This window comes from Phenylobacterium sp. (genome assembly GCF_036264965.1).
GTDB lineage: Bacteria > Pseudomonadota > Alphaproteobacteria > Caulobacterales > Caulobacteraceae > Phenylobacterium.
Genome location: NZ_DATAPY010000107.1, coordinates 1 through 26,573, shown reverse-complemented (window position 1 = coordinate 26,573; position 26,573 = coordinate 1). Strand labels below are relative to the sequence as shown.

21 protein-coding genes are annotated in these 26,573 nt (G+C 68.7%); 17 read left to right on the top strand and 4 right to left on the bottom strand.

What is annotated here, in order from left to right; genetic code table 11:
* Positions 1-286: 286 nt before the first annotated feature.
* Both VHS75_RS13545 and VHS75_RS13540 read left to right on the top strand, forming a co-directional pair.
* Positions 287-1,192 carry a LysR substrate-binding domain-containing protein gene (locus VHS75_RS13545; RefSeq protein WP_329639143.1) on the top strand — a complete coding sequence of 302 codons (906 nt, stop codon included), beginning with the start codon at positions 287-289 and terminating at the stop codon, positions 1,190-1,192.
* Between the two features lie 994 nt (positions 1,193-2,186).
* Positions 2,187-2,861 carry an AraC family transcriptional regulator gene (locus VHS75_RS13540; protein ID WP_329639142.1) on the top strand — a complete coding sequence of 225 codons (675 nt, stop codon included), beginning with the start codon at positions 2,187-2,189 and terminating at the stop codon, positions 2,859-2,861.
* On the opposite strand, the gene VHS75_RS13535 is transcribed toward VHS75_RS13540, so the two are convergent.
* Entirely contained in the window at positions 2,769-5,618 is a 2,850-nt protein-coding gene (locus VHS75_RS13535; protein WP_329639141.1) for an ATP-binding protein, read from the bottom strand. The genes VHS75_RS13540 and VHS75_RS13535 overlap by 93 nt on opposite strands.
* Before the next feature lie 301 nt (positions 5,619-5,919).
* On the opposite strand from VHS75_RS13535, the gene VHS75_RS13530 reads away from it, so the two are divergent.
* The 6 genes from VHS75_RS13530 to VHS75_RS13505 all read left to right on the top strand — a co-directional run bounded on the left by VHS75_RS13530 (position 5,920) and on the right by VHS75_RS13505 (position 12,814).
* Positions 5,920-6,795, top strand: coding sequence for a pirin family protein (locus VHS75_RS13530; protein WP_329639140.1), 876 nt, complete (start codon positions 5,920-5,922; stop codon positions 6,793-6,795).
* A 116-nt stretch (positions 6,796-6,911) separates the two neighbouring features.
* On the top strand, positions 6,912-8,369 hold the full coding sequence (locus VHS75_RS13525) for a catalase (protein ID WP_329639139.1): 1,458 nt from the start codon (positions 6,912-6,914) through the stop codon (positions 8,367-8,369).
* A gap of 212 nt (positions 8,370-8,581) precedes the next feature.
* Positions 8,582-9,499 (top strand): LysR substrate-binding domain-containing protein, encoded by a 918-nt coding sequence (locus VHS75_RS13520; protein ID WP_329639138.1) that lies wholly within the window; start codon positions 8,582-8,584, stop codon positions 9,497-9,499.
* Positions 9,500-9,655: 156 nt separating this feature from the next.
* Positions 9,656-11,173: a catalase gene (locus VHS75_RS13515; protein WP_329639137.1), complete on the top strand. Its 1,518-nt coding sequence runs from the start codon at positions 9,656-9,658 to the stop codon at positions 11,171-11,173.
* A gap of 33 nt (positions 11,174-11,206) precedes the next feature.
* Positions 11,207-11,788, top strand: coding sequence for an ankyrin repeat domain-containing protein (locus VHS75_RS13510; protein ID WP_329639136.1), 582 nt, complete (start codon positions 11,207-11,209; stop codon positions 11,786-11,788).
* A 27-nt stretch (positions 11,789-11,815) separates the two neighbouring features.
* Complete coding sequence (locus tag VHS75_RS13505) at positions 11,816-12,814, top strand: aldo/keto reductase (protein WP_329639135.1); 999 nt, start codon at positions 11,816-11,818, stop codon at positions 12,812-12,814.
* 178 nt (positions 12,815-12,992) lie between these two features.
* Here VHS75_RS13505 and VHS75_RS13500 read toward each other — a convergent pair whose 3' ends face one another.
* Positions 12,993-14,390: a pyridoxal phosphate-dependent decarboxylase family protein gene (locus VHS75_RS13500; RefSeq protein WP_329639134.1), complete on the bottom strand. Its 1,398-nt coding sequence runs from the start codon at positions 14,388-14,390 to the stop codon at positions 12,993-12,995.
* Positions 14,391-14,560: 170 nt separating this feature from the next.
* Complete coding sequence (locus tag VHS75_RS13495) at positions 14,561-15,583, bottom strand: NADP-dependent oxidoreductase (protein WP_329639133.1); 1,023 nt, start codon at positions 15,581-15,583, stop codon at positions 14,561-14,563.
* Positions 15,584-15,658: 75 nt separating this feature from the next.
* Here VHS75_RS13495 and VHS75_RS13490 point away from each other — a divergent pair, with 75 nt between their 5' ends.
* A complete protein-coding gene (locus tag VHS75_RS13490) occupies positions 15,659-16,084 on the top strand; it encodes a MerR family transcriptional regulator (protein WP_329639132.1) in 426 nt (141 codons plus the stop codon).
* Positions 16,085-16,195: 111 nt separating this feature from the next.
* On the opposite strand, the gene VHS75_RS13485 is transcribed toward VHS75_RS13490, so the two are convergent.
* Positions 16,196-17,098: a LysR family transcriptional regulator gene (locus VHS75_RS13485; RefSeq protein ID WP_329639131.1), complete on the bottom strand. Its 903-nt coding sequence runs from the start codon at positions 17,096-17,098 to the stop codon at positions 16,196-16,198.
* Between the two features lie 143 nt (positions 17,099-17,241).
* Here VHS75_RS13485 and VHS75_RS13480 point away from each other — a divergent pair, with 143 nt between their 5' ends.
* The 8 genes from VHS75_RS13480 to VHS75_RS13445 all read left to right on the top strand — a co-directional run.
* Positions 17,242-18,348: an HlyD family secretion protein gene (locus VHS75_RS13480; RefSeq protein WP_329639130.1), complete on the top strand. Its 1,107-nt coding sequence runs from the start codon at positions 17,242-17,244 to the stop codon at positions 18,346-18,348.
* Between the two features lie 3 nt (positions 18,349-18,351).
* The gene (locus VHS75_RS13475; protein ID WP_329639129.1) at positions 18,352-19,971 is read left to right on the top strand and encodes an MDR family MFS transporter; all 1,620 of its coding nucleotides are present in this window, start codon (positions 18,352-18,354) and stop codon (positions 19,969-19,971) included.
* Position 19,972: 1 nt separating this feature from the next.
* Positions 19,973-21,433, top strand: coding sequence for an efflux transporter outer membrane subunit (locus VHS75_RS13470; RefSeq protein WP_329639128.1), 1,461 nt, complete (start codon positions 19,973-19,975; stop codon positions 21,431-21,433).
* An 11-nt stretch (positions 21,434-21,444) separates the two neighbouring features.
* Complete coding sequence (locus VHS75_RS13465; protein WP_329639127.1) at positions 21,445-21,894, top strand: DoxX family protein; 450 nt, start codon at positions 21,445-21,447, stop codon at positions 21,892-21,894.
* A 496-nt stretch (positions 21,895-22,390) separates the two neighbouring features.
* Positions 22,391-23,371, top strand: coding sequence for an LPD7 domain-containing protein (locus VHS75_RS13460; RefSeq protein ID WP_329639126.1), 981 nt, complete (start codon positions 22,391-22,393; stop codon positions 23,369-23,371).
* A gap of 123 nt (positions 23,372-23,494) precedes the next feature.
* Positions 23,495-24,976, top strand: coding sequence for a hypothetical protein (locus VHS75_RS13455; protein ID WP_329639125.1), 1,482 nt, complete (start codon positions 23,495-23,497; stop codon positions 24,974-24,976).
* Positions 24,976-25,788 carry a C1 family peptidase gene (locus VHS75_RS13450; protein ID WP_329639124.1) on the top strand — a complete coding sequence of 271 codons (813 nt, stop codon included), beginning with the start codon at positions 24,976-24,978 and terminating at the stop codon, positions 25,786-25,788. Before VHS75_RS13455 ends, VHS75_RS13450 begins: the two co-directional genes overlap by 1 nt.
* 316 nt (positions 25,789-26,104) lie before the next feature.
* On the top strand, positions 26,105-26,573 hold a 469-nt coding region (locus tag VHS75_RS13445), incomplete at its 3' end, for a tyrosine-type recombinase/integrase (RefSeq protein ID WP_329639123.1).

The following is a 26,573-nucleotide window of genomic DNA, read 5'->3' as shown; positions in this document are numbered from 1 at the left end:
GATGCTTGGCAAGCGTTCGCCGCGCTTGGCGCAACGCAACATCGCCGACCTGGCGGAGAGACGCCGCTCGAGCGCGATACCGGCGGCGGCAAGAACGCCTGCGACGACCCCGTTGGGAGCTTGGCGGGGTGGTGGATGCAAGAACCAAGTCTGAGGGGCGTGTCGGTTCGGGCCCGACCGCCCACACCCCTGTATGCCCGGTGGACAGTCTCCTCAGGGCGCGGATGGCATGATCTTGCCGCCGACCTGGCGAGATGGCACTCACTGTCTCGTCTATGGGATAATCATGGTCGACCTCAACGAGTTGGCGATCTTCGCTCAAGTGGTGGAAAGTCAGGGGCTCGCTGCGGCGGCGCGGGCGATCGGCCTTCCGAAATCGACCGTGAGCCGGAAGCTGCAACAGCTGGAGAATCGGCTGGGCGTCAGGCTGATCCAACGCTCGACCCGACGGCTCTCCGTCACCGAGGCCGGGCTGGGCTACTACCGTCACTGCGCGGCGATGCTGGCCGAGGCGGAGGCCGCTCAGGAGGCTATCGACAGGACCCAGGCCGAGCCGCGGGGGCGGCTTCGCATTACCTGTCCCGTCTCGCTGGTGGACAACCCGGTGGGTGGCATGGTGTCCCGGTTCCTGATCGCCCACAGGCGGGTCGCGATCGATCTTGAGGCGACCAACCGTCGTGTGGACCTGGTCGGCGAGGGGGTGGATCTCGCGTTGCGCGTCCGCTTCCCGCCCCTGGAGGACAGCGATCTCGTGATGAAGCAACTGGCCGTGAGTCGCCAGGTCATCGTCAGCGCGCCTTCGCTCATCGAGGCTCTCGGGGCGCCGGCCGAACCGGAGATGCTAGCGGCGTTTCCCAGCATGGCCTTCAGCCGAACCGAGGTCCGCCATGTCTGGCGTCTCAGCCACCCCGATCGCGGCGAGCGCTCAGTCGTGTTCGACCCCTGCTACGTCACTGAGGACATGGCCGCGCTGCGCCTCGCCGCGCTCGACGGCGTCGGCGTCGTGCAGTTGCCGTATTCCATGGTGCGGGAGCCTCTCCGCTCGGGCGCGCTCGTCGCCGTCTTGGCGGAATGGGCGCCGCCGTCGGGCGTTATCCATGCGGTCTTCCCCTCCCGCCGAGGCCAGTCCCCCGCTTTGCGGTGCTTTATTGAATTCGCAGCCGAAGCCATGGCGGCCATCGACGACGCCTGAGGGGGAGCCGCGACCGCCAGGATCATTCCGCTCCGCGGTCAAGGGTGTCTCGCCCTTGCGGTTCCGGGGGAGCTGGTCTTCACCCGGCCGGACGTCCGCCTGCCGACGCGCGGCTGCCCGCGGCCAGTGACAGGCGCTGGGGTCTGCATCGGCGCTCTACGGCTGGAGGCGTTGGGGCGGATCGATTTCGTCCAGGCGCGGGCGCCACAGCGCCCCTGTACGGTGAACCCAGTCCTCCCCGCGGGGGATTGTCCGCCGACGTCCGCCGCGCGGCGCGCGAGCTTGAACGGCTGCCGTAGATTGAAGGGGTGGGCGCGCCGCCGGGGGATAGCGGCGCGCCCGAGCGCGAGGCGGGGCATCGCGCCTCGCGCTAGCTGAAATCCAGAACCTCACGGCTGGGGGGCCGATCCGGGAGGGCGCCGGGGGGATCGCCGCTCATCGGTCGGGTCTCTGGCGTGGCAGCCGCCCCTTGATGCCCCGGCTCACGCGGGAGGTCTTGAACGGCTGTGCCGGAACCTGGGCGACCCCGCGACGGCGATCGGATCGTCCCCGCGGACCGGTCGCCGTTGACGCATCGGTCAACGCCCTGGACCGGCGTCGCCGAGTCGCCAAGCACCTGCCGCAGATGCTCCAGGGCGTGCTGCAGGATCAGGTTGGCCGCTTCATCATTCTGGCCAATCAGACAGCTGGCCGACCGGACCAGGGCTCCGAACCGGGCAAGATCGAGGATTTCTTGGCCCGTCCAAACATAGGCGTCAGGCATGTCTCGCCCCTTGCGGACACACGAGCCGGAAGGGCTCGTGCCTGCGCCAACCTGCCGAACTCCCGGCCCGGAGGTCTTGAACGGACGCTCCTTCCTTTGGGCGCGGCGTGTGGGCTGCGGCTCCCGGACAGGCGGACTGGCCTTTAGCGCAACTAAACACTCCCTAACTCGCGCCTCGCGAAGCCATGCGGCAGCCTGACCGCCACGTCGGAAGTTGGGGTGAAGCGAGCGATGAAAAGCACTACATCGGTGGCGGTTGTGGAGATGGCCCAAGCGCCGGCCTTCGGGCCCGACGGTGCGATGGGGGGCCTCGAGACCAGGCTTCCGATGGCGCTCGGACTGCTCGTCGAAGCCATGTCCCTGCTGGGCCACGATGGCGACGGCGTGCGCCGGCTGCTGGACCGGACGATGGCTCTGCTGGGGGATGACGACGCGGATGAAGAGCACCCGGCCATCGCCCGCCTCGCCGGCCTCGCGCCGTGGCGGGCCCAGCGGGCTATCGTTTTCGTGGAGCAGCGCCTGAGCACCAATATCCGCGCAGCGGAGCTGGCCCGCGACGCACGGCTCAGCCGGTCCTACTTCTCGCGGTCCTTCAAGATGACCTTCGGGGTGGCGCCCAATATCTACGTGCTGCGGCGTCGCGTGGCGCTGGCCCAGGAGATGATGCGGACGACCGATGAACCGCTCTGCCAGGTCTCGGCCGCCTGCGGTTTCAGCGACCAGGCCCACTTCTCCCGCGTCTTCCGTCGCTTCATCGGGACATCGCCGAGGGCTTGGCGTCGTGCGCAGGGCTGTGGTGGGCGAACGGCCGGCCTAGACCCGGACCAAGTCGCCGAACTCGTCGAGGACCCTTCGGGCCTCCGCCAGGGCTGGTACGGGCGGCTCGCCATGGAAGTCGCGGCATAGGGGCCCCAGCAGGGCCTTGGCCTCCGCGCCGCGACCGGATCGCCACAGCAGCCCAGCCAGGCTGGTGGCGGACTTCAGGCCCCAGTAGCGGGCCCCCTGTCGGCGGGCCACCGCCAGCGACTTACGAAGCAGCGCCTCGGCCTCGGCCGCGTCGGCGCGCAGGCCGAACTGCGCCAGGGCCTTGAGGCGAAGGAGTTCCGGCAGGCACCATTCGCCGCGCCCCCGCTCCGCCATCCCAGACGCAAACTCGACGACGTGCATCGCCTCGTCGAGGCGCGTGTCCAAGAGCAGGGCCTCCGCCACCACCAGCCATCCCTGCGCCTGGGTGGCGTTGTAGCGGCCGGCGGCCTGATAGGCGTCGAGGGCCGTCCGCATGGTCTCGACGCCGTCGCGCCGCCAGCCCTCACGAATCTTGAGCCACCCCTCGAAGTAGGGCCCGTAGAGGGTCATGAGCGGGTGACGGACGCCGACCTCCTTGAGCCGCGAAACCGCGTCGTTCGCGGCAGTTGCGTCCGCCAGCTCCAGCGCCGCCGGGCCGGCCCCGAGCCCAAAGGCCAGCAGAAGGGTCGGGCCGTGATCGAGCCGCAGCGCCTCTTCCGCGGCCGCCCGCGCATGCTCCATCGCGTCCCCGACGCGGCCTTCCAGCCAGAGCACCCGCGACATGAAGACCTGGGCCGACACCTGTTGGTCGAACCACCGCAGGCGATAGTTCCGCGGGCGCGCGCCGCTCTTCAACGTCGGCCCGATGTCGGCCCGCGCACCGGCCTGGTCCCCCATCATGTGCTTGACCACGCCCAGCATGGCGCGGCCCATTTCCCCCAGCGCCGGGTCGGACGCGCCGTCCGCCTCTGTGATGAAAGCCAGCGCCTCCCGCCGCGCGGCGCTATTGTCGTTCGTCAGGAAATGGCAGTGGCAGAGCCCCCAGCGTGTCATGAGCTTGAGTTCGATCAGCTCGCTGGCCTGCGCCAGCGACGACGCCTTGGACCACAGGTCCCGCATTTGCTGGGGCGACGGCGCCCGCCCCCAGTTCATCTCACCGGCGATCGCCAGGGCCGAGTAGAGCAGCGCCCGGCCGAGCGAGCACTCCGGCCCCTGGCCGGTCAGAAACGGCAGGGCCTGTTCGACCCGCTGGCAGCATTCGGCGGTGTTGGAGGCGCTGACCCACATCGGCGTGGCGGCGACCGTTAGCCTCACGCCCACCAAGGGTTCCCCTTCGGCCGAGAACGCCCAGTCCAGCGCGGCGCGGGTATCGTCGAGCAGTAAGGTGTGACGGGCGAGGAGCGCCGTCTCCGCAAAGGTGGCCACCTTCAGGTCCCGCTCCAGCACGCGCGCGAGATGCCTGGCGTGGCGTCGCGCCACGTCGCTGTGTTCTCCGCGCCGGAGGAGCTGTTCAGCGCCGTAGGCCCGAGCTGAATCGAGGAGTCGGCACCTCACCGACTCGCCCTGTACATCGAGGACGATCAGGGACTTAAAGGCGAGATCGATGAGGCCGTCGAGCAGGGTCCGGTCGCCGTGCGCCTGCACGTCGACCACGGCGCGGGCGTCCTCCGGCGAGAAGGGGCCCCGGAAGACCGACAGCTGCCGGAAGAGGGTCTGCAACGGCGGCGATAGGAGGTCGTAGCTCCAGTCCAGGGTTGCGCGGAGCGTGCGCTGTCGGGGAAGGGCCGTCCGGTAGCCGCGGGTGAGGACAGAGAACCGATCGTGCAGATGGTTCGCCAAGCCTCTCGTCCCTAACGTTTCCACCGCCGCCGCCGCCAGTTCGATCGCCAGCGGCAGACCGTCCAGCTGTCGGCAGATCTCGGCCACGACGGGGGCGTCGTCGTCGGCGAAGGCGAAGCTGTCAGAATGGGCGATGGCGCGCTCCACGAACAGCTGAGGCGCCGGAAAGGCCATGATGTCGCACGCCGTTTGAGCGGCTTCGGTCGGTGGCGATTCCAGAGGCGCCAGCCGGTAGACCCTTTCCGCCGCGATGCCGAGCGGTTCGCGGCTCGTTGCTAGAATCCGGATTCCGGGCGCTTCCCAGTGTAGCCTCTCCGCCAGCCGCGCGATCGCCTCGATGACATGCTCGCAATTGTCGAAGAGGATCAGGCCTTGGCGCTGCGCCAGGAAAGCGCAAAGCGCTGGCGCCAGATCGGCGGTCTGGGCCGCCACCCCGAGCGCGGCCGCCAGCGCGGCCGGCGCCAGCTGGGGATCGCCAAGTCCGCTCAGGTCGACAAAGGTCTGGCCGTCGGGAAATTCGTCGGCGATCGCGCGCGCCAAGGCCACCGCAAGAGTCGTCTTCCCGATGCCGCCGCAACCGACGATGCTGATCAGCCGCTCGTCGCGCGCGATCTCCATCAGGCGGGCGAGGTCCCCATCGCGCCCGATGATCTTGCGGGGCGGCGTCGGGAAGGGATCGCGCGGGGCCGCGGACGTGGGGCCTGGTAGTCCATGGACACCTCTGAAGCCCCGAACCACGGGCGCCACGAAGCAGTAGCCGCGGCCGCGCACGTTGAGGATGAAACGCCGGCCGTCGCGGCCGTCGCCCAGGGCGTTCCTGAGCGCCGCCATCTGCACCCGGACGTTCACGTCTTCGATGACGTGGCCCCAGACGCGGTCCAGTATTTCCTCTGACGTGACGACGCGGCCGGAGGCCCGGAGAAGGAGGAGGAGGATGTCGAACGCGCGGCTGTTGATCCGCACCGGCGTCCCGGCCTGGACCAGCAGCCGCTGATCCGCGATCAATCGAAACGGCCCAAATTCGAATGCTTCGCGCATTGATTGACTCTGTCGTTCCTTGCGAAGCCCTCCCCGGCCCCTCATACGACGGCTCGCATCGACTCGTCATCCCGTCCGGCCAACAAACTCGGACAACGCGTTACGAGTGGGCGACAGCTCGGTTACCCGGACGTCGGCCAATCGGGGTGCGGCGAAACTTGCGTTGCACCGCTGCCGTCATCTGCATCGTCCCAGGGGCGAGACGGTGCATCCCGAACGACGATATCCTAGCGGCTTCTCCGCGACCCTACCTCCGTTCCGGACGCGCCGGTCGATCCGCGCGAGGCCCAGGAGAGGCACGATGATGAAGAAGATCCATGGAGTCCTCAGCGCTCCCCATCAGCACTGGGTTGGCGACGGCTTCCCCGTGCGGACGCTGTTTTCCTACCAGGACATCGTCCAGTACATCAGTCCCTTCCTCCTCCTCGACTACGCCGGACCGCACCATTTCGAGCCTTCGCCCTCGCCTCGGGGCGTCGGCCAGCATCCGCATCGCGGGTTCGAGACCGTGACCGTCGTCTACGAAGGCGAGGTCGCCCACCGCGACTCGACCGGGGAAGGCGGCGTCATCGGTCCGGGCGACGTCCAGTGGATGACCGCCGCCAGCGGCATTCTGCATGAGGAATTCCATTCCCCGATCTTCGGCCGGACCGGCGGGTCGTTGCGCATGGTGCAGCTCTGGGTGAACCTGCCCGCGAAGGCCAAGGCCGCGCCGCCGCGTTACCAGGGCATCACCGCCGCCGAGATACCTTCGGTCGAACTCGGCCAAGGTGCGCGGGCGAGGGTGATCGCCGGCGAGCTCACGGGGGTGAAAGGCGTGGCCCAGACCTTCACTAAGATGAATCTCTGGGACGTGCGCCTGGAAGCCGGTGCCTCGATCGCCTTCGACCTTCCGGAGGGCCACAACGCCGCCGTCGCCGTCCTGTCGGGCGCGATCATCGCCAACAATGACGCCAGCGCCGGCGAGGCCGACGTCGTGATCCTCGATCGCTCGGGGAGGGACCTGCTGGTCGACGCCCTCGAGGACTCGATCCTGCTGGTGATGACGGGCGAGCCGATCGATGAGCCCATCGTGGGCTACGGCCCGTTCGTCATGAACACGGAAGCGGAGATCCGCCAGGCCTTGGCCGACCTGCGCAGCGGCCGCTTCGGTCGGCTCGCCGAGCCGACCGTCTAAGGCCCGCCGCCGTCGGCGAGCCGGAGTGCGAGGCACGCGAGGCCTCAGCACAGGCGTGCAAGACCGGTGCTGGGCGGCGCCGCACCTTCGCGCAGCATCAGTCAACAGAGGCGCTCATGGACAAGCCCACGACTCTGACCACCGCCGCCGGCATTCCGGTCTCCGACAACCAGAACAGCCTGACCGCCGGCCCGCGCGGCCCGCTGCTGGTGCAGGACCTGCACCTCTTCGAGAAGCACGCCCACTTCAACCGCGAGCGCATCCCCGAGCGCGTGGTGCACGCCAAGGGTTCGGCGGCCTACGGGACCTTCACGGTGACCGGTGACATCCGGCAGTTCAGCCGCGCGGAGCTGTTCTCCGCGGTCGGCAAGGAGACGCCGATCTTCCTGCGCTTCTCCACGGTGGCCGGGGAGCGCGGCGCCGCTGACGCTGAACGCGACGTGCGCGGCTTCGCGGTCAAATTCTACACGAACGAAGGCAACTGGGACCTCGTCGGCAACAACACCCCGGTCTTCTTCGTGCGCGACCCGCTCAAATTCCCCGACTTCATCCGCACGCAGAAGCGCGATCCGCGCACCAACCTGCGCAGCGCCACGGCGATGTGGGATTTCTGGAGCCTCAGCCCCGAAAGCCTGCACCAGGTGACGATCCTGTTCTCGGATCGCGGCTTGCCCAAGAGCTATCGCCACATGCACGGCTTCGGCTCGCACACCTACAGCCTCATCAACGCCGCCGGCGAGCGCTTCTGGGTGAAGTTCCACTTCAAGACCCAGCAGGGGATCGAGACCCTGACCAACGCCGAGGCTGCGGCCACGATCGCCGAGGATCGCGAGAGCCATCAGCGCGACCTCTTCGACGCCATCGAGCGGGGCCTGTTCCCGCGCTGGACCGTATGCATCCAGGTGATGCCGGAGGCCGAGGCGGAGACGACGCCCCTCAACCCCTTCGACCTGACGAAGGTCTGGCCGCACGCCGACTATCCGCTCATCGAGGTGGGCGTCCTCGAGCTCAACCAGAATCCGGACAACTACCACGCCGAGGTGGAGCAATCGACCTTCAGCCCTGGCAACGTCGTCCCCGGCGTCGGCTACAGCCCCGACAAGATGCTGCAGTTCCGGCTGTTCGCCTACGCCGACGCGCAACGCTACCGCTTGGGAACGAACTCGGACGCCTTGCCGGTCAACCGGCCGCTTGTGCCGGTGCACAGCTACCACCGCGACGGCGCCATGCGGTTCGACGACAACAGCGGCGGGAGGGTGAACTACGAACCGAACAGCTTCGCTGGACCGATAGAAGACGCGGCCTTCCGCGAGCCGCCGCTGAAGCTCACCGGCGACGCTGACCGCTACGACCACCGCGCCGGCAACGACGATCATGGCCAGGCCGGCGACCTCTTCCGCCTGATGAGCGACGACCAGAGGCGCCAGCTGATGGACAACATCGCCGCGGCCCTGGCCGGCGTGCCGCAGGGGATCGTCCGTCGACTGATCGGCCACTTCGCGAAGGCGGACCCGGCCTACGGGGCAGGGGTCGCGGCGCGGCTGGGGTTGGACGTCACAATGGCGGCGCAATGAGGTCGACGACCGACGGGGATGACGGCGCCCGGGGCCCCTTGCCGGCGAAGGACTGTCGTTCTGCAACCTCCTGTCCCGCGGCGGACAGGTCCGGCGGCCGCCGCCCTGACCGGATGCGCTGCCGCCCACCGCCGTCGAATGGATGAGCATGACGTCAACGCAGCCAGATCAAAGACCTGGACGCGCCGCGGAATGCCTTGGGAACGTGAGTTTTGACTCTACCGTCACTCAGACAGTTACAATACCTCGTCGCCTTGCACGCGCATCAGCACTTCGGCCGCGCCGCTGACGCTTGCAATGTCACGCAGTCCACCCTCTCCGCCGGACTCAAGGAACTCGAGATGGTCCTTGGCGTGCGCCTTGTGGAGCGGACCCGCCGGGTCATCGTGTTCACCGCCACGGGCCTCGGCGTCGTGCGTCGGGCGGAGGATCTCCTGCAGCAGGCGCGGGACCTGTCGGCGGTGAGGCATATCGGCCCGGAGCCCCTGGCGGGCGCCATCAGGCTCAGCATCACCCCGACCGTCGCGCCCTTCCTCCTGCCCAGAATCCTGGGATCTATCCGCCGCACCTATCCGGCGCTGGAGTTCGTGGTTCATGAGGAAGTGAGCCAGGCGGGTTTCGCCGGCCTGTCCAGCGGCGCCCGCGACTGCATGATCCTGGCGCGCCGCGACGATGGCGGCGACTTCGAATACGGGGCCCTGTTTGAAGACCCGATCATGGTGGCGATGCGGTCGGATGATCCGATCGCCCAACGCTCGTCCATCCGGCCCGAGGACCTCTCCAGCGACCGGCTGTTCCTGCCGCACGAGGTCGGCGGTCTTCTCGATTCTGCCCGGCTGGCCGGCCATCGGCTCGACGACGGACCCAAGGCAGCGCCTAGCGCGTCGATCCACACCCTCGTCCAGCTGGTCAATGCCGGGATGGGCGCGATGCTCCTGCCGCAGATGGCGGTCGAGTCCGGCGTCACAGCCGGAACCGAGGTCGTGACGCGCCCTCTGGCCGGCCCGCCCGCCCGGCGCGTCATTGCGTTGGCCTGGCGGCGGAACAGTCCCCTCCGCGAGGGGTTCACGCGCCTCGCCGGCAAGATCCGCGAGCTCTATCAGGGGCCGCCGCTCGTCGCGGCGGCCTAGCGGTCCGAGGGCGGCCATCGCTGGGTCGCGAGACCCCCGTCACTCATCGGAATCTTCGATCAGCCCGCCCAAATCAATTCGTTTCTTCGGCGAGAGTCCGCCTCCTAAACAGCCGCCGACGTTTCGCAAGGTTTGCGACAAAGGAGGCTCGACCCGATGAGATTCAGGATGCCGTTGACGGCGCTCGCCGTCCTCGCGATCATCGCGTCAGGCGCGATCGCTCAAACGCCGCCCATGACGCGCGACACCGGCGCGCCGGTCGGCGACAATCAGAACTCCAAGACCGCTGGCGCCGACGGCCCGGTGCTGCTGGAGGACTTCAACCTCATCGAAAAGCTCGCCCGTTTCGACCGCGAGCGGGTGCCCGAGCGGGTCGTGCACGCCCGCGGCACCGGCGCCGGGGGGGTCTTCGTCGCCAGCACTGACCTGTCGCAATACACCCGCGCATCCCTCTTCGCGGCCCCGGGGAAGGAGACGCCGGTCTTTGTGCGGTTCTCGACTGTCATGAACTTCCGCGGCTCGCCCGAAGCCGCCCGTGACCCGCGGGGCTTCGCCGTCAAGTTCTACACCGACCAGGGAAACTGGGACATGGTCGGCAACAACCTGCCGGTCTTCTTCATCCGCGACGCCATCAAATTCCCTGACTTCGTGCACGCCAACAAGCCGTCACCGGTGACCAATGTGCAGGACCCCAATCGCGCGTTCGACTTCTTCTCGCACCAGCCTGAATCCACCCACATGCTCACCATGCTCTATACGGACACCTACGGGATGCCGAAGAGCTATCGCACCATGGACGGCCACGGCGTCCACGCGTTTCGGCTGGTCAACAAGGACGGCAAGGTCGTCTTCGCGAAGTTCCATTGGAAGGCGCAGGCCGGCCTGCACGGCATGACGGCCGCGGAAACCAAGGCCGCCGACACCAACTACGCCACGCGAGACCTCTACGGCGCGATCAAGGCCGGCGACTTCCCCAAGTGGGACCTGATGATACAGACGCTCACGGCCGAGCAGGTCGCGCACCTGCCCTATGACGGCTTCGACGACACCAAGACCTGGAACGGCGTGCCGGAGACGAAGATCGGCACGATGACCCTGAACAAGGTGCCGGACAACTACTTCCAGGCCACAGAAGAAGCGGCCTTCTGCCCCTGCGTCATGGTCCCCGGCATCGAGCCGTCGCCTGACAAGATGATGCAGGGCCGCCTATTCTCCTACGCCGACACCCAGCGCTATCGGATCGGCGCCAACTACCTCCAACTGCCGGTCAACCGGCCCCTGACGCCGGTCAACAACAACAACGTCGACGGCCCGATGAACCTCGTCCCGAGGACGGGCGACATCAACTACGAGCCGACCGAGGCCCCGGGGACACCGGCCCAGCAAACCGAATACCGCTACAGCCAGTATGCGGTTTCCGGCCTGACCCAGCAGACCCGCATCGGCAAGGAAGACAACTTCCGGGAAGCGGGGGAATTCTATCGCGGGCTCGGCAAGGTCGAGCAGGACCACCTGATCTTGAACCTTGCGGCTGACATCGGCCAGGTCGGCGACGTCAGGATCCGCCAGACCATGGTCAGCTTCTTCTACCGGGCGGACCACGACTACGGAACTCGCCTGGCCAAGCTCGTCAACGTCGACATCGCCGCGGCCAGCCAGGTCGCCGACCGCTGATCCCCGGCGCCGCGCCATCTTGCGAGGTGCTGCATGCTCCAGCTGTTTTTCCCCGTGATCGGCGCGGGCCTGGCCCTGGCGCTCGTCACGGCGCCCTTGGCCCGGGCCGCCGATCCGGCCTCGGACCACGTGCGGACGCTCTATTTTGAAGCCGCCCGGCAAGGCCGAACGGACCTGCTCGCCGGTTTGATCCGGGCCGGCATGCCGGTGGATGTCCGTGACAGCCGAGGGTACACCGCCCTGATCCTCGCGGCCTACGACGACCAGCCGTCCGCGGTCGACCTGCTGCTCGAACAGGGGGCCGATCCGTGTGCGGCGGACCTCAGGGGCGACACCGCCCTGATGGGCGTCGCCTTCGAGGGCCGGCTGGCCATCGCCGAGCGCCTGGTCGCCCGTTGTGACGTCAACACGCGCAACCGCGAGGGCCAGACCGCGGTGATGATCGCCGCGCTGTTCGGTCACGCTGAAATCGTCCGCCTGCTCGCCAGGCACGGCGGGGACCTCGCACTGAAGGACGCATCCGGCAATTCGGCGAGCGCTCTGGCGCGCCAGCAGGGCAATGCCGCGATGGAAGCCCTGCTGACGGAATTGCAGGCGAGAGGGCGGTCCGGCTGAGATCGCCGCCGCGGAAAGGACCTGAACATGGAAAGTATGACGATCGGCGCCTCGGGCGTCACGACCTCCCGCATCGGCCTGGGGACCTGGGCGATCGGGGGCTCGATGTGGGGCGGCGCCGACGAGGCCCAGTCCATCGCCACCATTCGCTTGGCGGTCGAGCGCGGGGTGACGCTGATCGACACCGCGCCGGTCTACGGCTTCGGAGTCGCCGAGGAAGTGGTCGGCAGGGCGCTCGCCGAGGGTCGCCTGCGCGACAAGGTGCAGATCGCCACCAAGGGGGGACTGTTGTGGAAGGACGGCCAACCGTTCCGCGACTCCAGCCCCGCGCGCATCCGTCAGCAGATCGAAGCGTCGCTGCGTCGCCTGCGCACCGACGTGATCGACCTCTACCAGGTGCATTGGCCCGACGCCGGGACCCCCATCCCGCAGACGGCCGAGGCGCTGGAAAAGCTGCGCCGTGAGGGCAAGATCCGGGCGATCGGCGTCAGCAACTTCTCGCCGGCCCAGACGGCCGCCTTCAGCGCCGTGGCCGACCTTGACGCCGTCCAACCGCCCTACAACCTCTTCGAGCGCGAGATCGAGGTCGACGTGCTGCCCCACGCCAAGGTCGCGGGCCTGACGGTGCTGGCCTACGGCGCCCTGTGCCGTGGCCTGCTCGCCGGCCGGATCACTGCCCAGACCGCCTTCACCGGCGACGACCTGCGCAAACAGGATCCGAAATTCCAGGGCGAGCGCTTCCGGCAGTATCTGTCGGCCGCCGAGGCCTTGAAGATCCTGGCGCGCGAGCGGTTCGGCAGGTCGCTGCCCGCGCTGGCGGTGCGCTGGATCCTCGACCAGGGGCCGACGATCGCCTTGTGGGGCGCCCGCCGTCCCGCGCAGCTGGACCCGGTCGCCGAAGTCTCCGGCTGGCGCATCGATGAAGCCAGCAAGGCGGACATCGACGCGATCCTCAAGCGCTGCATCGAGGAGCCGGTCTCCCCGGACTTCATGGCGCCGCCCGCGCGCCAAGCCTTGAGCCATTGAGCCCGCGGACGACGCGCCGCCGCCTCGCACTGGAAGTGGCCTGAAATGCGCTGCATCCTTCGCGTCGCGGCGCCGCGTCGGTCGTGACGACGGATCTCCCGCGGCCGCTTCCAGCGGCGATCGTCGCGTCTGGGCGCCGCCTGGCGGGCGGCGAGGGCGTTCGACGACGTCGGCCGTTTCAACTTTCCCGCACCGCCCGCCAGGCGGCCAGGATGGCGTCGCAGGCGCGTTCCGCCTCTTCCGGGGTGGTCGCCATGGAGCTGACCGACAGGCGCATGATGGCGCGCGCGCGCCAACGGGCTTCACCGGCGAAGCATTGGTTGTCCGCCTGAATCCGCCGCACGGTCTCAAGCGTGAGGCGGTCGCCCACCGCGCCGGGCGCCGCCGGGCCGAAGCGGACGGCGACCTGGTTCAGCCCGACATCGTTCAACACGCTGACCCCGGGCTCGCGCGACAGGCGCTCGGCCATCCGCGCCGCGATCCGGCAATGGCGCTCGACCAAGGCGGCGATGCCGCTGCGGCCGAGGTGGCGTAGCATCGCCCAGGTGGCGAAGCCCCAGGCGCGCCGCGACTGCTCGGGCACGAAGTGGGAGGGATCGCGCTCGCCCGCGCCGGCGACCGGCAGGTAGCTCGCCGTGATCCCCATGGCGCGCCGATGTGCGTCCGCGTCTCGCACGATGACGTAGCCGCAGTCGTACGGCGTCTGCAGCCACTTGTGGCCGTCGGTCGCCCAGGAGTCGGCCGACTCGAAGCCGGCGGCGAGATCGGCCCTGGACGGGCAGGCGCGGGCCCAGAGGCCGAAGGCGCCGTCTAGGTGCACCCAAGCGCCCTTGGCCTTGGCCTGGGGGATGAGCCGGGCCGCCGGATCGAAGGCGCCGGTGTGGAGTTGACCCGCCTGCAAGATCAGCAGAGGCGGGGAATGGACGTCATCCAGCGCTGCGGCCAGGGCCTCGGGCAGTATGCGGCCTTCAGTATCCGTGGCGAGCCGGGTGACCCGGCGCTCGCCCAGGCCCAGGTATCTCAGGGCCGCGAAGACGGTCGCGTGGGCGTCGTCGCCAATCAGCACCTCGATCGGCGGGGCGCCGAACAGGCCGTCGGCCTCCACGTACCATCCTGCGTTGCGCAGCAGTGCGCCGCGCGCGGCGGCCAGGCCCACGAAGTTTGCGAGCGTGGCGCCCGTGACGAACCCCACCGACGCCTCGCGCGGCAGGTCCTGAAGGTCCAGCAGCCATTTCCCGGCGACCGCCACGGCGGCGGACGCCGCCGGCGTGCGCAAGGCGTTTCCGGCGTTCTGACCCCAGGCCGAGGTGAGCCAGTCGGCGGCCACGCCCACGGGATGGGAGGCGCCGATCACCCAGCCAAAGAAGCGCGGCCCGACCAATTCGCGCAAGCCGGGCCTGGCCAGCCGGTCCAGGGCGTCGATCACCTGCAGGGCCGGTTCGCCCGCCTCCGGCGTGGGGCCGGAGAAGGCCGCGATCGCTTCGGCCAGGCTCTGGGGCGGCGACTGGTCTGGTGCGCCCACGCCTTGGCGATAGTCGAGCGCCCGGCGCAGGGCCGACGCGAACAGCGGCTTCATTTCCGCACCCAGCGGCCCAAAATCTTCGCGGCCCATGGCTTTTAAAGTCCCGTCCGGGTGTCCCATGGGGCGCTGCGGCCCCGAGCGGGACAAACAGTCCCCCCGGGCCAGATCCCGCGTGCTTGCTCCGGGGCCAATGAGATCAAAAGGAATCCGTGGAAAACCGACATTCACAATCGAGCGGGCGACGTCGGCTGGACGACGACCACTTTCCCCTTGGCGCGGCCGCGTTCCAGATAGTCGAGGGCCTCGGCGATGTCGGCGAACGCGTAGGTCTTGTCGACGACGACCCGCAGTCGTCCCTGCTCGATCAACCCCGCGAGTTGAGCCAGATCGTCGCCGCTCGGATGCATGAACAGATATCTGTAGCTGACGCCCGCCAGCCGCGCCCGCCGCCGGACGCCGTAGCTCATCACCCAAAAGACCGCCGCCAGAGCTCTGCGGCCGCCGAGATCCCGCAGCGCCGTTTGCGGCTCTGGAACGGCGGCGACCGAAACGACCTTGGTCCCAGCCTTCATGATCCGGAACATCTGATCCAGGGTCTCGCCGCCGACCAGATCGAGGCCCGCGTCAAAATCCGTCCCAACCCTGGAGAGATCGTGGGTCGTGTAGTCGATCACCTGGTCCGCGCCGAGCGAGCGCACCAACGCCTCTCCCTGCTTCGAAGCTGTCGTCGTCACATGGGCGCCCAGCCACTTGGCGATCTGGATGGCGAAGGTGCCGACGCCGCCGGCGCCCCCGGAAATGAACACCTTCTGCCCCGGCTTCAGGCCAAGTTCGTCCCTGAGCGCCTGGAGGGCGGTCAGGCCCGCAAGCGGCACGCCCGCCGCGGCGATGAAATCCAGGTTCGCCGGCATGTGGGCGGCGCAGTCTTCGCCGACCGTCGCCTGCTCCGCGAAGGCGCCGAGCCGATCCTTCTCGACCCGGGCGAACACCCGGTCGCCGACGGAGAACCGCGTGACCTGATCGCCGACCGCGACCACCTGGCCCGCCAGTTCGTTGCCGAGCATAAACGGAAGCTTGAATCGGTAGATGGGGCGTAGCCGTCCCTGTCGAAAACCGATGTCCACCGGATTCAGACCCGCCGCACGCACGTCGATGCGAATGTCGCGCGGCCGCAGCACCGGCGCTGGGACCTCCACCAGCGACGCGCCATCGGGACCGCCGTAACGCCTGAGCACATAGGCAAGCATGGGTGTTTCCGCTCCTGGACCATCATGCTCCTAACCTTTAAGCAAGGTTGAAGGTCAAGCGGCGAGGATCGCGTCTTGCAGATCGGGGAACTGGCGACGCGAAGCGGCCTTAGGGCGTCCCGCATCCGCTTCTACGAGGCCCAAGGGCTGATCAGCGTCACCCGCCGGGCCAACGGCTACCGCGCCTATTCGGCCGAGGCGCTCGTGGCGTTGAATATCATCACCAGCGCCCAGGACGCCGGCTTCACGCTCGGAGAAATCCGTCGCCTCATGCCGGGCGACCTGTCGGGCTGGCGCGAGGGCGAACTGGTTGGCGCTCTGCGGAAGAGGGTCGACGACATCCGGGCGATCGAGAGGCGCCTGGCGCAGACGCGACTCCAGATCGAGGCCTTGATCGCCGACATCGGTGACCGGCCTGATGGGATGACCTGCGAAGCGAACACCGATCGCGTCCTGAAGCAGTTCAAGAGCGTTCGGCCGATCGAAGCCCTGGACGAGTAGGCGACCGCCGTCGCCAGCCCGCCGCCGCCCCGGCGACGCCAGGGGCAGCTCGCCGGTCATGTCTGGCCGGTCTCAGCCGGGCAGGGCGCCGGTTGGGTCCCGGCTGCGCGCCTAGGCCACGTCGCGCCCTGTGAGCCCGCCCACCACGAAATCGATGAACAGGCGCACTCGGCTGGGAAGGTGGCTGCGCGTTTGGTAGATCACATAGAGGTTGAGTTCGTTGTCGCTGAATGGCGCCAGGAGCTCGAGGAGGCGCGCTTCTGCCAGATCGTTCTCAACGTCCCAATGCGCCTTCAGGCCGATGCCCCGGCCCGAAAGGATCCAGTCGTGCACGACCTCGGCGCTGTTGGTGGCGAGCGTGCGGCGGACACGCACCTCCACAGGTCGGCCGTGTTCGATGAAGGTCCAGCGATCGAGCGGTTGGTGGCCGCGCAGCAGCTGTATGCAGTCATGCTGTAGCAGGTCGGCTGGCGTCTCGGGACGGCCGCGCCTCTCGATATAGTCCGGCGAGGCGCAGACGACGCGACGGCTGGGGAACACCAGGCGGGTGACGATGTCGCCGTCGAGCGGCTGGTCGGTGTGTAGCGCGAGATCCAGGTCGTTGCCGACGACATCCGCTCGCGCGTCGCTGAGCACCAGTTCGACGGTGACGTCGGGATATTGCCGGGTGAAGGCGTCGATCAGCGGCGCGATGCGGCGACGCCCGATCTCCAGGGGCGCCCCCACTCGGAGGTGCCCCCGCGGGGTCTGGGTGCGGGCGCCGACCTCGGCCTCGACCTCATCGATGTTCGCCAGAATGAGCGCGCCCCGTTCATAGAGAAGGGCGCCCTCCTCCGTCAGGGCGAAGTGTCGGGTGCTGCGGTCGATCAGCCGCGCGCCCAGCCGGTGTTCCATCGCTGAAAGGCGGCGGCTCATCGCTGGCGCCGACCGGTTGAGCCGCCGCGCGGTCTCCGAGAGGCTGCCGGCCGCGACCATGCGGACGAACAGCCGAAGGTCGCTGATGTCATCGTTCATGACGCCTTATCCTTCCGAAAATCGGAAAGATACGATGCGAGGTCTCCGACTACCAACTGCGCCCGCTCCGGCAGATTTAGGACACTGACAGCCTAGCGGACCAGCGCGCGTCTCCGACGCCGCTCCAGCAGAACGAGCCGGACATGACAGTCGCCGAACTTGCACCAGACACCAGGGCCTCGGGCGCGCGGCGCGGTATGTCGCATCGCCTGCTGGCGGCCGGGGCCGCGGGCGCGATGGTCCTGGCGGGCGCCGCCTGGGGCGCCAATTACTGGACGATCGCCCGCTTTTTCCAGGCGACCGACGACGCCTACGTGAAGGCGGACTCCAGCGTGGTGGCGCCCAAGGTCGCCGGATACATCGGCGAACTGCTCGTGCAGGACAACCAGAGGGTCAAGGCCGGTCAGGTCCTGGCCAGGATCGACGACCGGGACTTCCGCGCGGCCCTGGACGAAGCGAGCGCCAGCGTCGAGGCGGCCAAGGCGTCCGTGGCCAACCTCAACGCCCAGATCGCCGCACAAGGCTCGATCATCCGCCAGGCGGACGCCAGCGTCACCGCCGCGGGCGCCACCCTGGCGCTCGCCCAGCGCAACGACGCCCGGCGCGCCGAGATGGCCAAGGTGGGCTACGGCTCGGACGAACAGGCCGACAACGCCGCGACCGATGCGAAGGAGAAGGGCGCCGCCTTGACGCGCCTGCAGGCCGGCGCCACGACCGCGCGCCAGCAGGTGCAGGTTCTGACCTCCCAGCGCCAGCTCGTCGAGGCGCAGGTCGCCCGCGCCGAGGCCGCGCAGCATCAGGTGGAGCTCAATCTCGGCTATTCGAGCATCGTCGCCCCGATCGACGGCGTCGTCGCCGCGCGCACGACGCGGCAGGGCCAGTACGTCCAGGCTGGGACGCAGTTGATGGCCATCGTCCCGCTGCAGCAGACCTATGTGGTGGCCAATTTCAAGGAGACCCAGCTCACCGACGTGAAGCCGGGCCAGCGGGTGCGGGTCAAGGTCGACGGCTTCCCCGGCCACGACGTGGAAGGTCGCGTCGATAGCCTGGCGCCGGCCACCGGCCTGGAGTTCAGCCTGCTGCCGCCGGACAACGCCACGGGCAACTTCACCAAGATCGTGCAGCGCATCCCGGTGAAGATCGTCTTCGATCCGCGCAACCCGCTGGCCGGCCGCCTGCGCCCGGGGATGTCGGTGAACGCCGCGATTGACACGCGACCCGGCGCCGCCGTCGCGGTCCAGGGGCGCTGAGCCATGCCCAGCATCGCCGCCGCGCCCGTCGCGGCCCGGCGTCCCGACCTGGCCGCGCCCGCCGCCCGGCCCGTCGAGGACCTCGTCTCCCTGAAGACCTGGATCGCCGTGGTGGGCGCCGCGCTTGGCGCCTTCCTCGCCATCCTCAACATCCAGATCGTCAGCTCCTCCCTGGCCGACATCCAGGGCGCCCTCGGCGCCGGGGCGGACGAGGGCGGCTGGATCACGACGGCCTATCTGGTGGCCGAGATCATCGTCATCCCGATCAGCGGCTGGCTGGCGCGGGTGTTCTCCGTTCGCCGCTACCTGTTGGTCAACACCTTCGCCTTTCTGGTGATGACGGTCGCCTGCGCCTTCACCGCCAATCTCGGCCAGATGATCGTGGTGCGGGCCCTGCAGGGGTTCGCCGGGGGCGTGCTGATCCCGCTGGCCTTCTCGATCATCATGACCAAGCTGCCGCCGTCGAAGCACGCCGTCGGCCTGTCGATCTATGCGATCTCGGCGATCTTCGCGCCGTCGATCGGCCCGGTGATCGGCGGCTGGTGTAACGAGACCTTCGGCTGGCAGGCGATCTTCTTCGTCAACCTGCTGCCCGGCGCGATCATGTTCGCGATGCTGTGGTTCTCGCTCGAGGCGGAACCGCTGCAGCTCGACCTGCTGCGGCGGGGCGACTGGTTGGGCATCGCCACCATCGCCATGGGTCTCGGGTCCCTGGAGACCGTGCTGGAGGAGGGCGAGAAGGACGACTGGTTCGGCTCGACCTTCATCGTGCGGCTGGCCATCGTCGCCGCCGTGTCCCTCACCGCCTTCGTCGTGCTGCAGCTGACGCGCAAGGCCCCGCTCCTGAACCTGCGGCTGCTCACGCGGTGGAACTTCGGCCTGGGCACCGTGGCCAATTTCTTCTTCGGCTTTTCGATGTACGGCTGGCTCTACGTCGTGCCGCTCTACCTGGCCCGCATCCAGGGCTACAACGCCGAACAGATCGGCGGCGTGCTGATCTGGATCGGCCTCCCGCAGCTTGCGCTCATCCCGTTGGTCCCGCGGCTCATGAAGCGGGTGGACCCGCGGCGGCTGGTGATCGCCGGGTTCGTCCTGTTCATCATTGGTACCCTGCTGGCCACGAACCTTTCCGACAATTTCTCGGGGCCGCAGTTCATCGGGTCCAGCCTCGTGCGGGCCGTGGCCCAGGCGCTGATGATGACGCCGCTCTCCGCCATCGCCGTGGCGGGAATCGAGCGGGAGCAAGCGGGCTCCGCGGCGGCCCTCTACAACATGATCCGCAACCTCGGCGGCGCGATCGGCATCGCCGTGCTGCAGACCGTCCTGAGCAAGCGCGAGCAGTTCCACTCCGACGTTCTGACCAGCCAGATCTCGGTTCTGGACGCGGCGTCCCGTTCGCGGATCGACGCCCTGGCGCAGCCGTTCATGGCGCACGGCGTGGCCGACTCCGCCCTGGCTCACCATGAGGCGGCGGTCGCGGTGGCCCGCCTCGTGCGCCGGCAAGCCTACATGTTGGCCTACAGCGACGCCGTCATCCTTCAAAGCGCTCTTCTCGGCCTGGCCCTGGTGCTGGTGCTGCTGCTGAGGAAGGCCAACACCAGCTCCGCCGGGGAGGCGCACTGACATGCCCAAATCAATGACAAACCGGATCGCGATCCTGCTGGCGACAGCGGCTCTTGGGGGCTGCGCCGTCGGGCCGGACTTCAAGGCGCCGGCCCGTCCAACCGATCAGGCCTACTTGCCGCCAAGCGCCAATGACCTCGGTCCGATGACGGCCGGAGCGGTGACGCAGCGGGTCGAGATGGGCCGAGCCTTGCCGACCGACTGGTGGACGCGCCTCGGCTCTCAGGCGCTGAACGACACCGTCCAGATGGCGCTCGCCAACAACTGGTCGCTGGCGGCGGCCCAGGCCAACCTGGCCAAGGCAAGCCAACTAGTCAGGGCGTCGCGCGGCGCGCTCTATCCGCAGGTGGACGCATCCGGCGGCGCCGAGCGGCGCGCCTACGGGGCTTATTTCCTCGGCCCCAGCGCCTTCACCTTCCCCACCTTTTCCGCCTACACCGGCGGCGTCGGCGTCAGCTACGACCTGGACGTCTTCGGGGGCGCGCGCCGGCGCATCGAATTCGCCGCTGCAGACGCCGACGTGAACAGCGAGGCTCTGCACGCCGCGAAGCTGGCCGTCGCCGGCGGCGTGGTCATGACCGCCCTGCAGATCGCTTCCACCCGCGGCCAGATCGCGGCGGTCCAGGACATCATCGCGTCCGACCAGAAGACCCTGGATCTGGTCGGGGCCGCGCGGCGGACCGGCGTGGCCAGCCAGATGGACGTGACCACCGTCCAGAGCCAGCTCGACCGCGACCAGGCCTCACTCCCGCCCCTGCGCCAGCAGCTGGCCGTGGCCGGGGACGCTCTGGCCGCGCTGGCCGGGAAATCGCCGGCCGCCTGGGCCGCGCCGGATTTCGACCTGGACACGATGCGCCTTCCCGCGGAGGTCCCCCTGGTGGTGCCTTCGGAGCTGGTCCGCGCGCGGCCCGACATCCGCGCCGCCGAGGCCCAGCTGCACGCGGCCAGCGCGCAGGTGGGGATCGCGACGGCGGACCTCTATCCCCGGATCAACCTCAGCGCCGGCGTGGCGGGCGAAGGCCTGATGTCCGGGGGGTCGAGCACGGCCTGGAGCCTTGTCTCCGGCCTGACGGCGCCGATCTTCCACGGCGGATCGCTGACCGCCCGCCGCAAGGCCGCCGAGGACGCCTATCAGGCGGCGTTCGCGGACTATCAGCAGACGGTGCTGTCCGCCTTCCAGCAGGTCGCGGACAACCTGCAAGGGCTGTCCAACGCGGCCGACGGAGTCAGGACCGAGCAGCAGGCGATGGACTCGGCCACCTCGGCCCTGCGCCTGACCCGGCTCGGCTATGGCGTCGGCAACGCCGGAATCGTGCAGGTGCTGGACGCCCAGCGCCTCCAGCAATTGGCCGCGCTGAACCTCGTGCGCGCCCGAAGCGCCCGTTTCCTGAGCACGGTGAACCTGCTCCTCGCCGAGGGCGGCGCTGCGGAGGACCCCCTGCCGCCTCCGGCGCGGGATTGAGGATACCGGTCATGAAGCTCAGTACGATCCTTCCGGAGCAGGCGCCGCGCTGGGCCGACGCCATCCTCGATTGGCGGTGGACCTGGCCGATCACGCGCCTGGCCCTAATCTCGCTGTTCCTGGAGGGCCTCGCCGTCGAGTTCGGGGACCTGCCGGGCGCCGTGGCGACCCAGGCGCATTTTGGTCTCCATCCGGCCTGGCTCTGGGCGGGCGCGACCATCGCCGTCCAATTGGCCGGCTCGCTGGTCATTCTGTCGGGTCGCTACGTGTGGCTCGGGGCCGGGATGCTGGCGGTGTTCACCGGCGTCACGGAGGTCGTTGCGCACCGGTTCTGGGAACTCAGCGGCGCCGCGGAATTCGCCGCCCGGAACGAGTTCTTCGAGCATCTCGGCCTCATCGCCGGTTTCATCATGGCGGCAAACGCGGCGCGGGCGCGCCACGGGGCGCGGTATGACGACTAGGACAGCCGGGCTCACGACGAATCTGAGGATCGTGCGGGGCGGCGGCGCGTCGGCCATGGTCGACGACATGCGGACCTGGGCCGAGCCTTTCGGGACCATCGCTTTGCCCGCCTACGAAGCCCGGGACGCCCCTAGCGTCGCAACCATCGTTCCCTGAGGGCGCAAGTCGAAGCCGGCCACCCATCGTCGCCGAAGAAGACTCTTTGGCCGCAAGTTCAAGGACGCGGTCAACAGTCCCGGCGACTGGGGTCGTGAGTGGGTCACCCATCCGACGCGCCGGGCGGCAGCCGTCGGTCCGCAAGCAGCGTCGGCCTGCCATCGGATTCTCCGCCCGGTGGCACGCCGTTTCCCGACGCCGCCCTCGCTCGCGTCCGCGTCGCCGGATCCGATCGCGATGGTTCGGGGCCCCTGCGTGACGACCCCGCCGGAGCGGACGGCCGGCGTTTCGCGCCGCGAATCAGCGCGGCCCGGACGTCGTTGAGGTCTGCGTTCGCCGATGGCCGGGATGGGGCTTCCACGGAGGTTTCCGCAACCAGGTTGCGGAGGGCGTCGCTCGGATTGCGGAACACTGCGCCGCACGGCTCGCCGCGCAGATTTCCCCACATGGAAAGCGCCGTCGAAGCTTGTCCGCGAGCCGGATCGTGTAGAACCAGAAAACAACCAAGGGTTGTGTAAAGCGAGTTCGATGGGCAAACCCACACCGGTCGTTCCGTCCCGCAGCGAGGCCCTGGGTCAGGCGCTGAAATCGCTCCGTTGGCTGAGGGGGCGTCGCCCCGGCGAGATGGCCGACCTCATAGGCATCTCTCGGCGGTCGTACGAGTATTTTGAAGCCGGGCGCGGGCCCTTGAACGTCGATCGCGTGCATCGCTTCGCGCAGATCCTGGACGTCGATCCCTTCGCCATCTTGGCGGCCATGGAGATCCGCTCGCCGCAGTTCGCGGTTCGCTGCGCGGAGCACAAGCTGATGACGGTCATGATGGTGGCCGTCCAGGAGTTCGACGCGGCCGTCACCACCCGGACCGACCCCAACGTCATCCGCCACCTGACGGCCATCGCCCGTCATCGCGGCCGGACGAAGGTCACGCTCACAGGCGCGCCCGCGTTCCGGCGGGAGGCCTGGCTGATCGCCCGCGCCGAGGGCCTGGAGGTCCGCGGCTACCGGCCCACCGCCCGCGATGCGCAGGACCTCGCGCGTCGCATCGACGCGCAGCGCCGGCGGGAGGCGTGGGCGAAGCTGAACCAGGACCTCGACGCGGCGCGGGCCCATCCGGACCGGGACCGCCGCCGCGCCGGCGCCAAATCCCGGCTGGAGGTGGTGGACGCCGTCGTCAAATCGCGCATTCCCGACCCGGCCGTCCAGGCCCGACTCCTGGATCAGGCGCGCGCCCGCATCGCCGGTTGGCTGGAACGCGGCGCCAAGTTCGACCAACTCGATCTCAACGGCCGCCGAGCGTCGTCCCGAGACCGGCAGCGCTAGGCGAGTTCGCCCAGGACCCGTCCAACACGCCGCGGGCGCCAACTGATGCGTGTGTTTCGCCGAACAACGATCTATGGTTAAGCTAAGGGTTGGGCGGACAGTCCGGGGCTGCTGGGGGCGGGAATGGAACGTTGGCAAGCTGCGGCGACGCTCGGCGTCGCGCTGATGGCGTCGGGCTGCGCGAGCACCATCAAGGTTGACCGCTTTGACGGCTCGCCCTCGACGATGAAGGGCGTTCCGTACAATCTTCCGATGACGCAGTTCACCCTGACGGTCACCCGGCATTTCACGGGCTGCGGCGCCGCCGTCACCGGATCGATGGAGGTCGCGATTGCGGCGGCCCAGGCGCTCGACCCCAGCGGCATGTTCACGCTCAGCTCCGACGGGTGGTTCGCCACGAGCGACATAAAATCGACCTACGGAACGGCCGGTTTCAGCACCGGACTGAACACGGACTTCGCCGATCAGACCGGCACGGTGATCACCGACGCGGTGAGCGCCGTCGCCGCCATCGCGCCCTTGGTGTTGGCCGCCGGAGCGGCCCCAGGCGCCGCGCCTCCGCAGGGCTGTCAATCGGGCGTGCCGCAAGCGGTCTCAGACGTGACCACCCTCACGCCAAAGGTCAGCCAGGAGGCCGACGACCTCGCACAGGCCACGGCCAAGACGGCGTTGCTGACCAGCGAATTGGGCGTGCTGGGCGACAAAGCCGATTTCGCGTTCCGCCAATCGGTGGTGGCGCAGATGAAGGCGCAGAGCGCTATCGCAACTCAGCTTGCAGCAGACCAGAAAGCGCTCGCCGACGCCGTCAAGCTGACGACCGCCGTTCAGACCATCACCTGGCCCAAGCAGGGCGACGATCCGCTGACGGCCGGCCCTTTCAAGATTCCCGACGCAGATCTGAAGAAACTCGTCGTCGTCGCGGCTCTGCGCGTCGCACCGCCCAATCCAGACCCCAAGGCCCTGCCGCCCCCCTCGGAAGGCGACAAGTTCAATATCTTCGTGAAGCTCGAGCGCGACGGACCGCTCGGCGTCGACCCCGCGAAGGCCACGGCGCCCGCACAGCTGGATGTGACGGGCGGCATTCCCGTCCGATTCCCCGTCCCCGGGACCCTGAGCGTTTGTGGCCCCTTGCCCTGTTCCCCGGACGCGCCACCGCTGAAAACTCTGGACGGCCAGGTCCTGCAGCTCGGTCTCGCCTACTCGGTTCCGATCAAGGGCGGCCAGTTCCAGTCGGTCACCGGAGCCCTCGCGATAGATCCCGTGACCGGCGCCCCGCAGTCGGTCCAGGTCACCCACAAGGCCTCCGCGGCCACCGCCCTCTCCGGCGCGGTCAAGGGCGGGGCGACGACCATCGCCGGCGTCCCAGCTGCGATCGATGCGGCCAAGCTCGCCAAGCTCAAGGCGCAGTCGGACTACGATACCCAGGCGTCGACGCTGGCGACGGCCAAAGCCACTTTGGCGGGCGGCCCCGACGCCGCCGCCAACGCTGCGGCGCTCGCGCCGATCCAGGCGGAGACGGCGCTGGCGAAGGCCAAACTCGATCAGATCACCGCAGACCAGGCGCTGGCGGCCGCGTCCACCACCCTCACCAAGACGCCGTCCTGATGGCGGACAACGCCGCCGCCAACCTCGACGCGCTCTCCATCGCGTTGCGAGCGGCGACCGCCCGATACGCGGCGCCGGCGCGCCGTCCGACTGCGAGACCCCCAATCTGGGCGCGGGCGCTGAACGCCATCGTTCGCGCGTTCAATCCGCCGCCGCCGGCGTGGGACTGGCGCTCGCAGAATGTCATCGGCCCGGCGCGGTCCCAGGTGCCGTGCAACAGCTGCGCGTCCTTTGCGATCGGCGCCGCGATCGAGGCGCTGGTGCGGATTCGAGGCCATCCCCCGATCGCTGTCGATCCGGGGTTCATCCACACCTGCCTGGTCCATCAAGGTGCGGTCGGCGACCCCACGACAGACTGTCAGGCCCCCGCCGACTTGTTCACCGCGCTCACCGCCATCAAGGCTCGCGGTTATGCACTCGATACAGGACAATACCCTTTCCCTGCAGCCGCCTGCGCCGCGGTCGCTGACCTCCAGCCCATCGCAGGCTTCGGTGTGCTCGGCGTCGGAGCCCTTCAGTCGGCGATCGTGCGCGGCGGCCCCGTCGTCACCGAAATGTGGGTCTGGGAGAACTTCTTCGACTATCGCGGTCAGACGCCGACCTACATCCCAGACCCGACTTCGCCCGGTTCCCTGGGGCATGTGGTCTGTATCGTAGGATTCGACGCCACGGGGTGGATCATCAAGAACAGCTACGGGCCGGGCTGGGGCAGGCAAGGCTTCGCAACCATCCGGTACGGCGATTGCGGGATCGGCGCGCCACCCCCGCCAAACCAATACGCCTGCGCGGCCTATTCGATCGCTCTGCCCTAACGGCTTGTCGCGCGTCGCGAGGGCCACGGCGACCCTTCTCCCCTTGTGGGAGGTGAGGTAACCATATCATACTGTTTTAACTTGATAAATTCAACCAATAACCTGCTGTGCAGGACCTGTGCAGAGACGTAACGGATTTAAGCGCGAGATGCGCTCTGCTTGGTACTCCGGCGGGTCGCTGGTCTTAGGCCGACTTGCGCCGTCGTACGAACCCGCTAGCGCGGGAGGAGTGCTCGCATCGGATGTGGGAGCGGGTTTCTCCTGTCTGAAGAGGATCGTGGGTGGGCCACGACCTCCTCAAGACAGGAGATGCGTGATGACAGAAGAGGTCATCAACCCGCTGCGCCGCAGGATGATCGAGGACATGACCATCCGCAACTTCGATCCGCGGACCCAGCAGAGTTACATGCGTTCGGTTCGGGCCTGCTGCCGGTACCGCGACAGGGGGCCGGCCGAGCTGACGTTCGAGGACGTGCGGCAGTATCAGTTGCATCTGACGCAGAGCGGATTAGCGCCCGCCAGCGCCAACGGCGCGATGGTGGCGCTGCGGTTCTTCTTCCGGGTGACGCTGCAGCGGCCCGAGGCTGTCGACTACATCCCGATCGTTCGCGAGCCCCAGCGGCTGCCCGTGGTGCTCACCCCCGCCGAGATCGCCGGCCTCCTGGAGTCAGCGCCAGGGCTCAAGTGGCGCACGGCGCTGAGCGTGGCCTATGGCGCGGGTCTGCGCGCCTCGGAGGTCGTCGGCCTCAAGGTCAGCGACATCGACAGCCAGCGCATGCGGATCC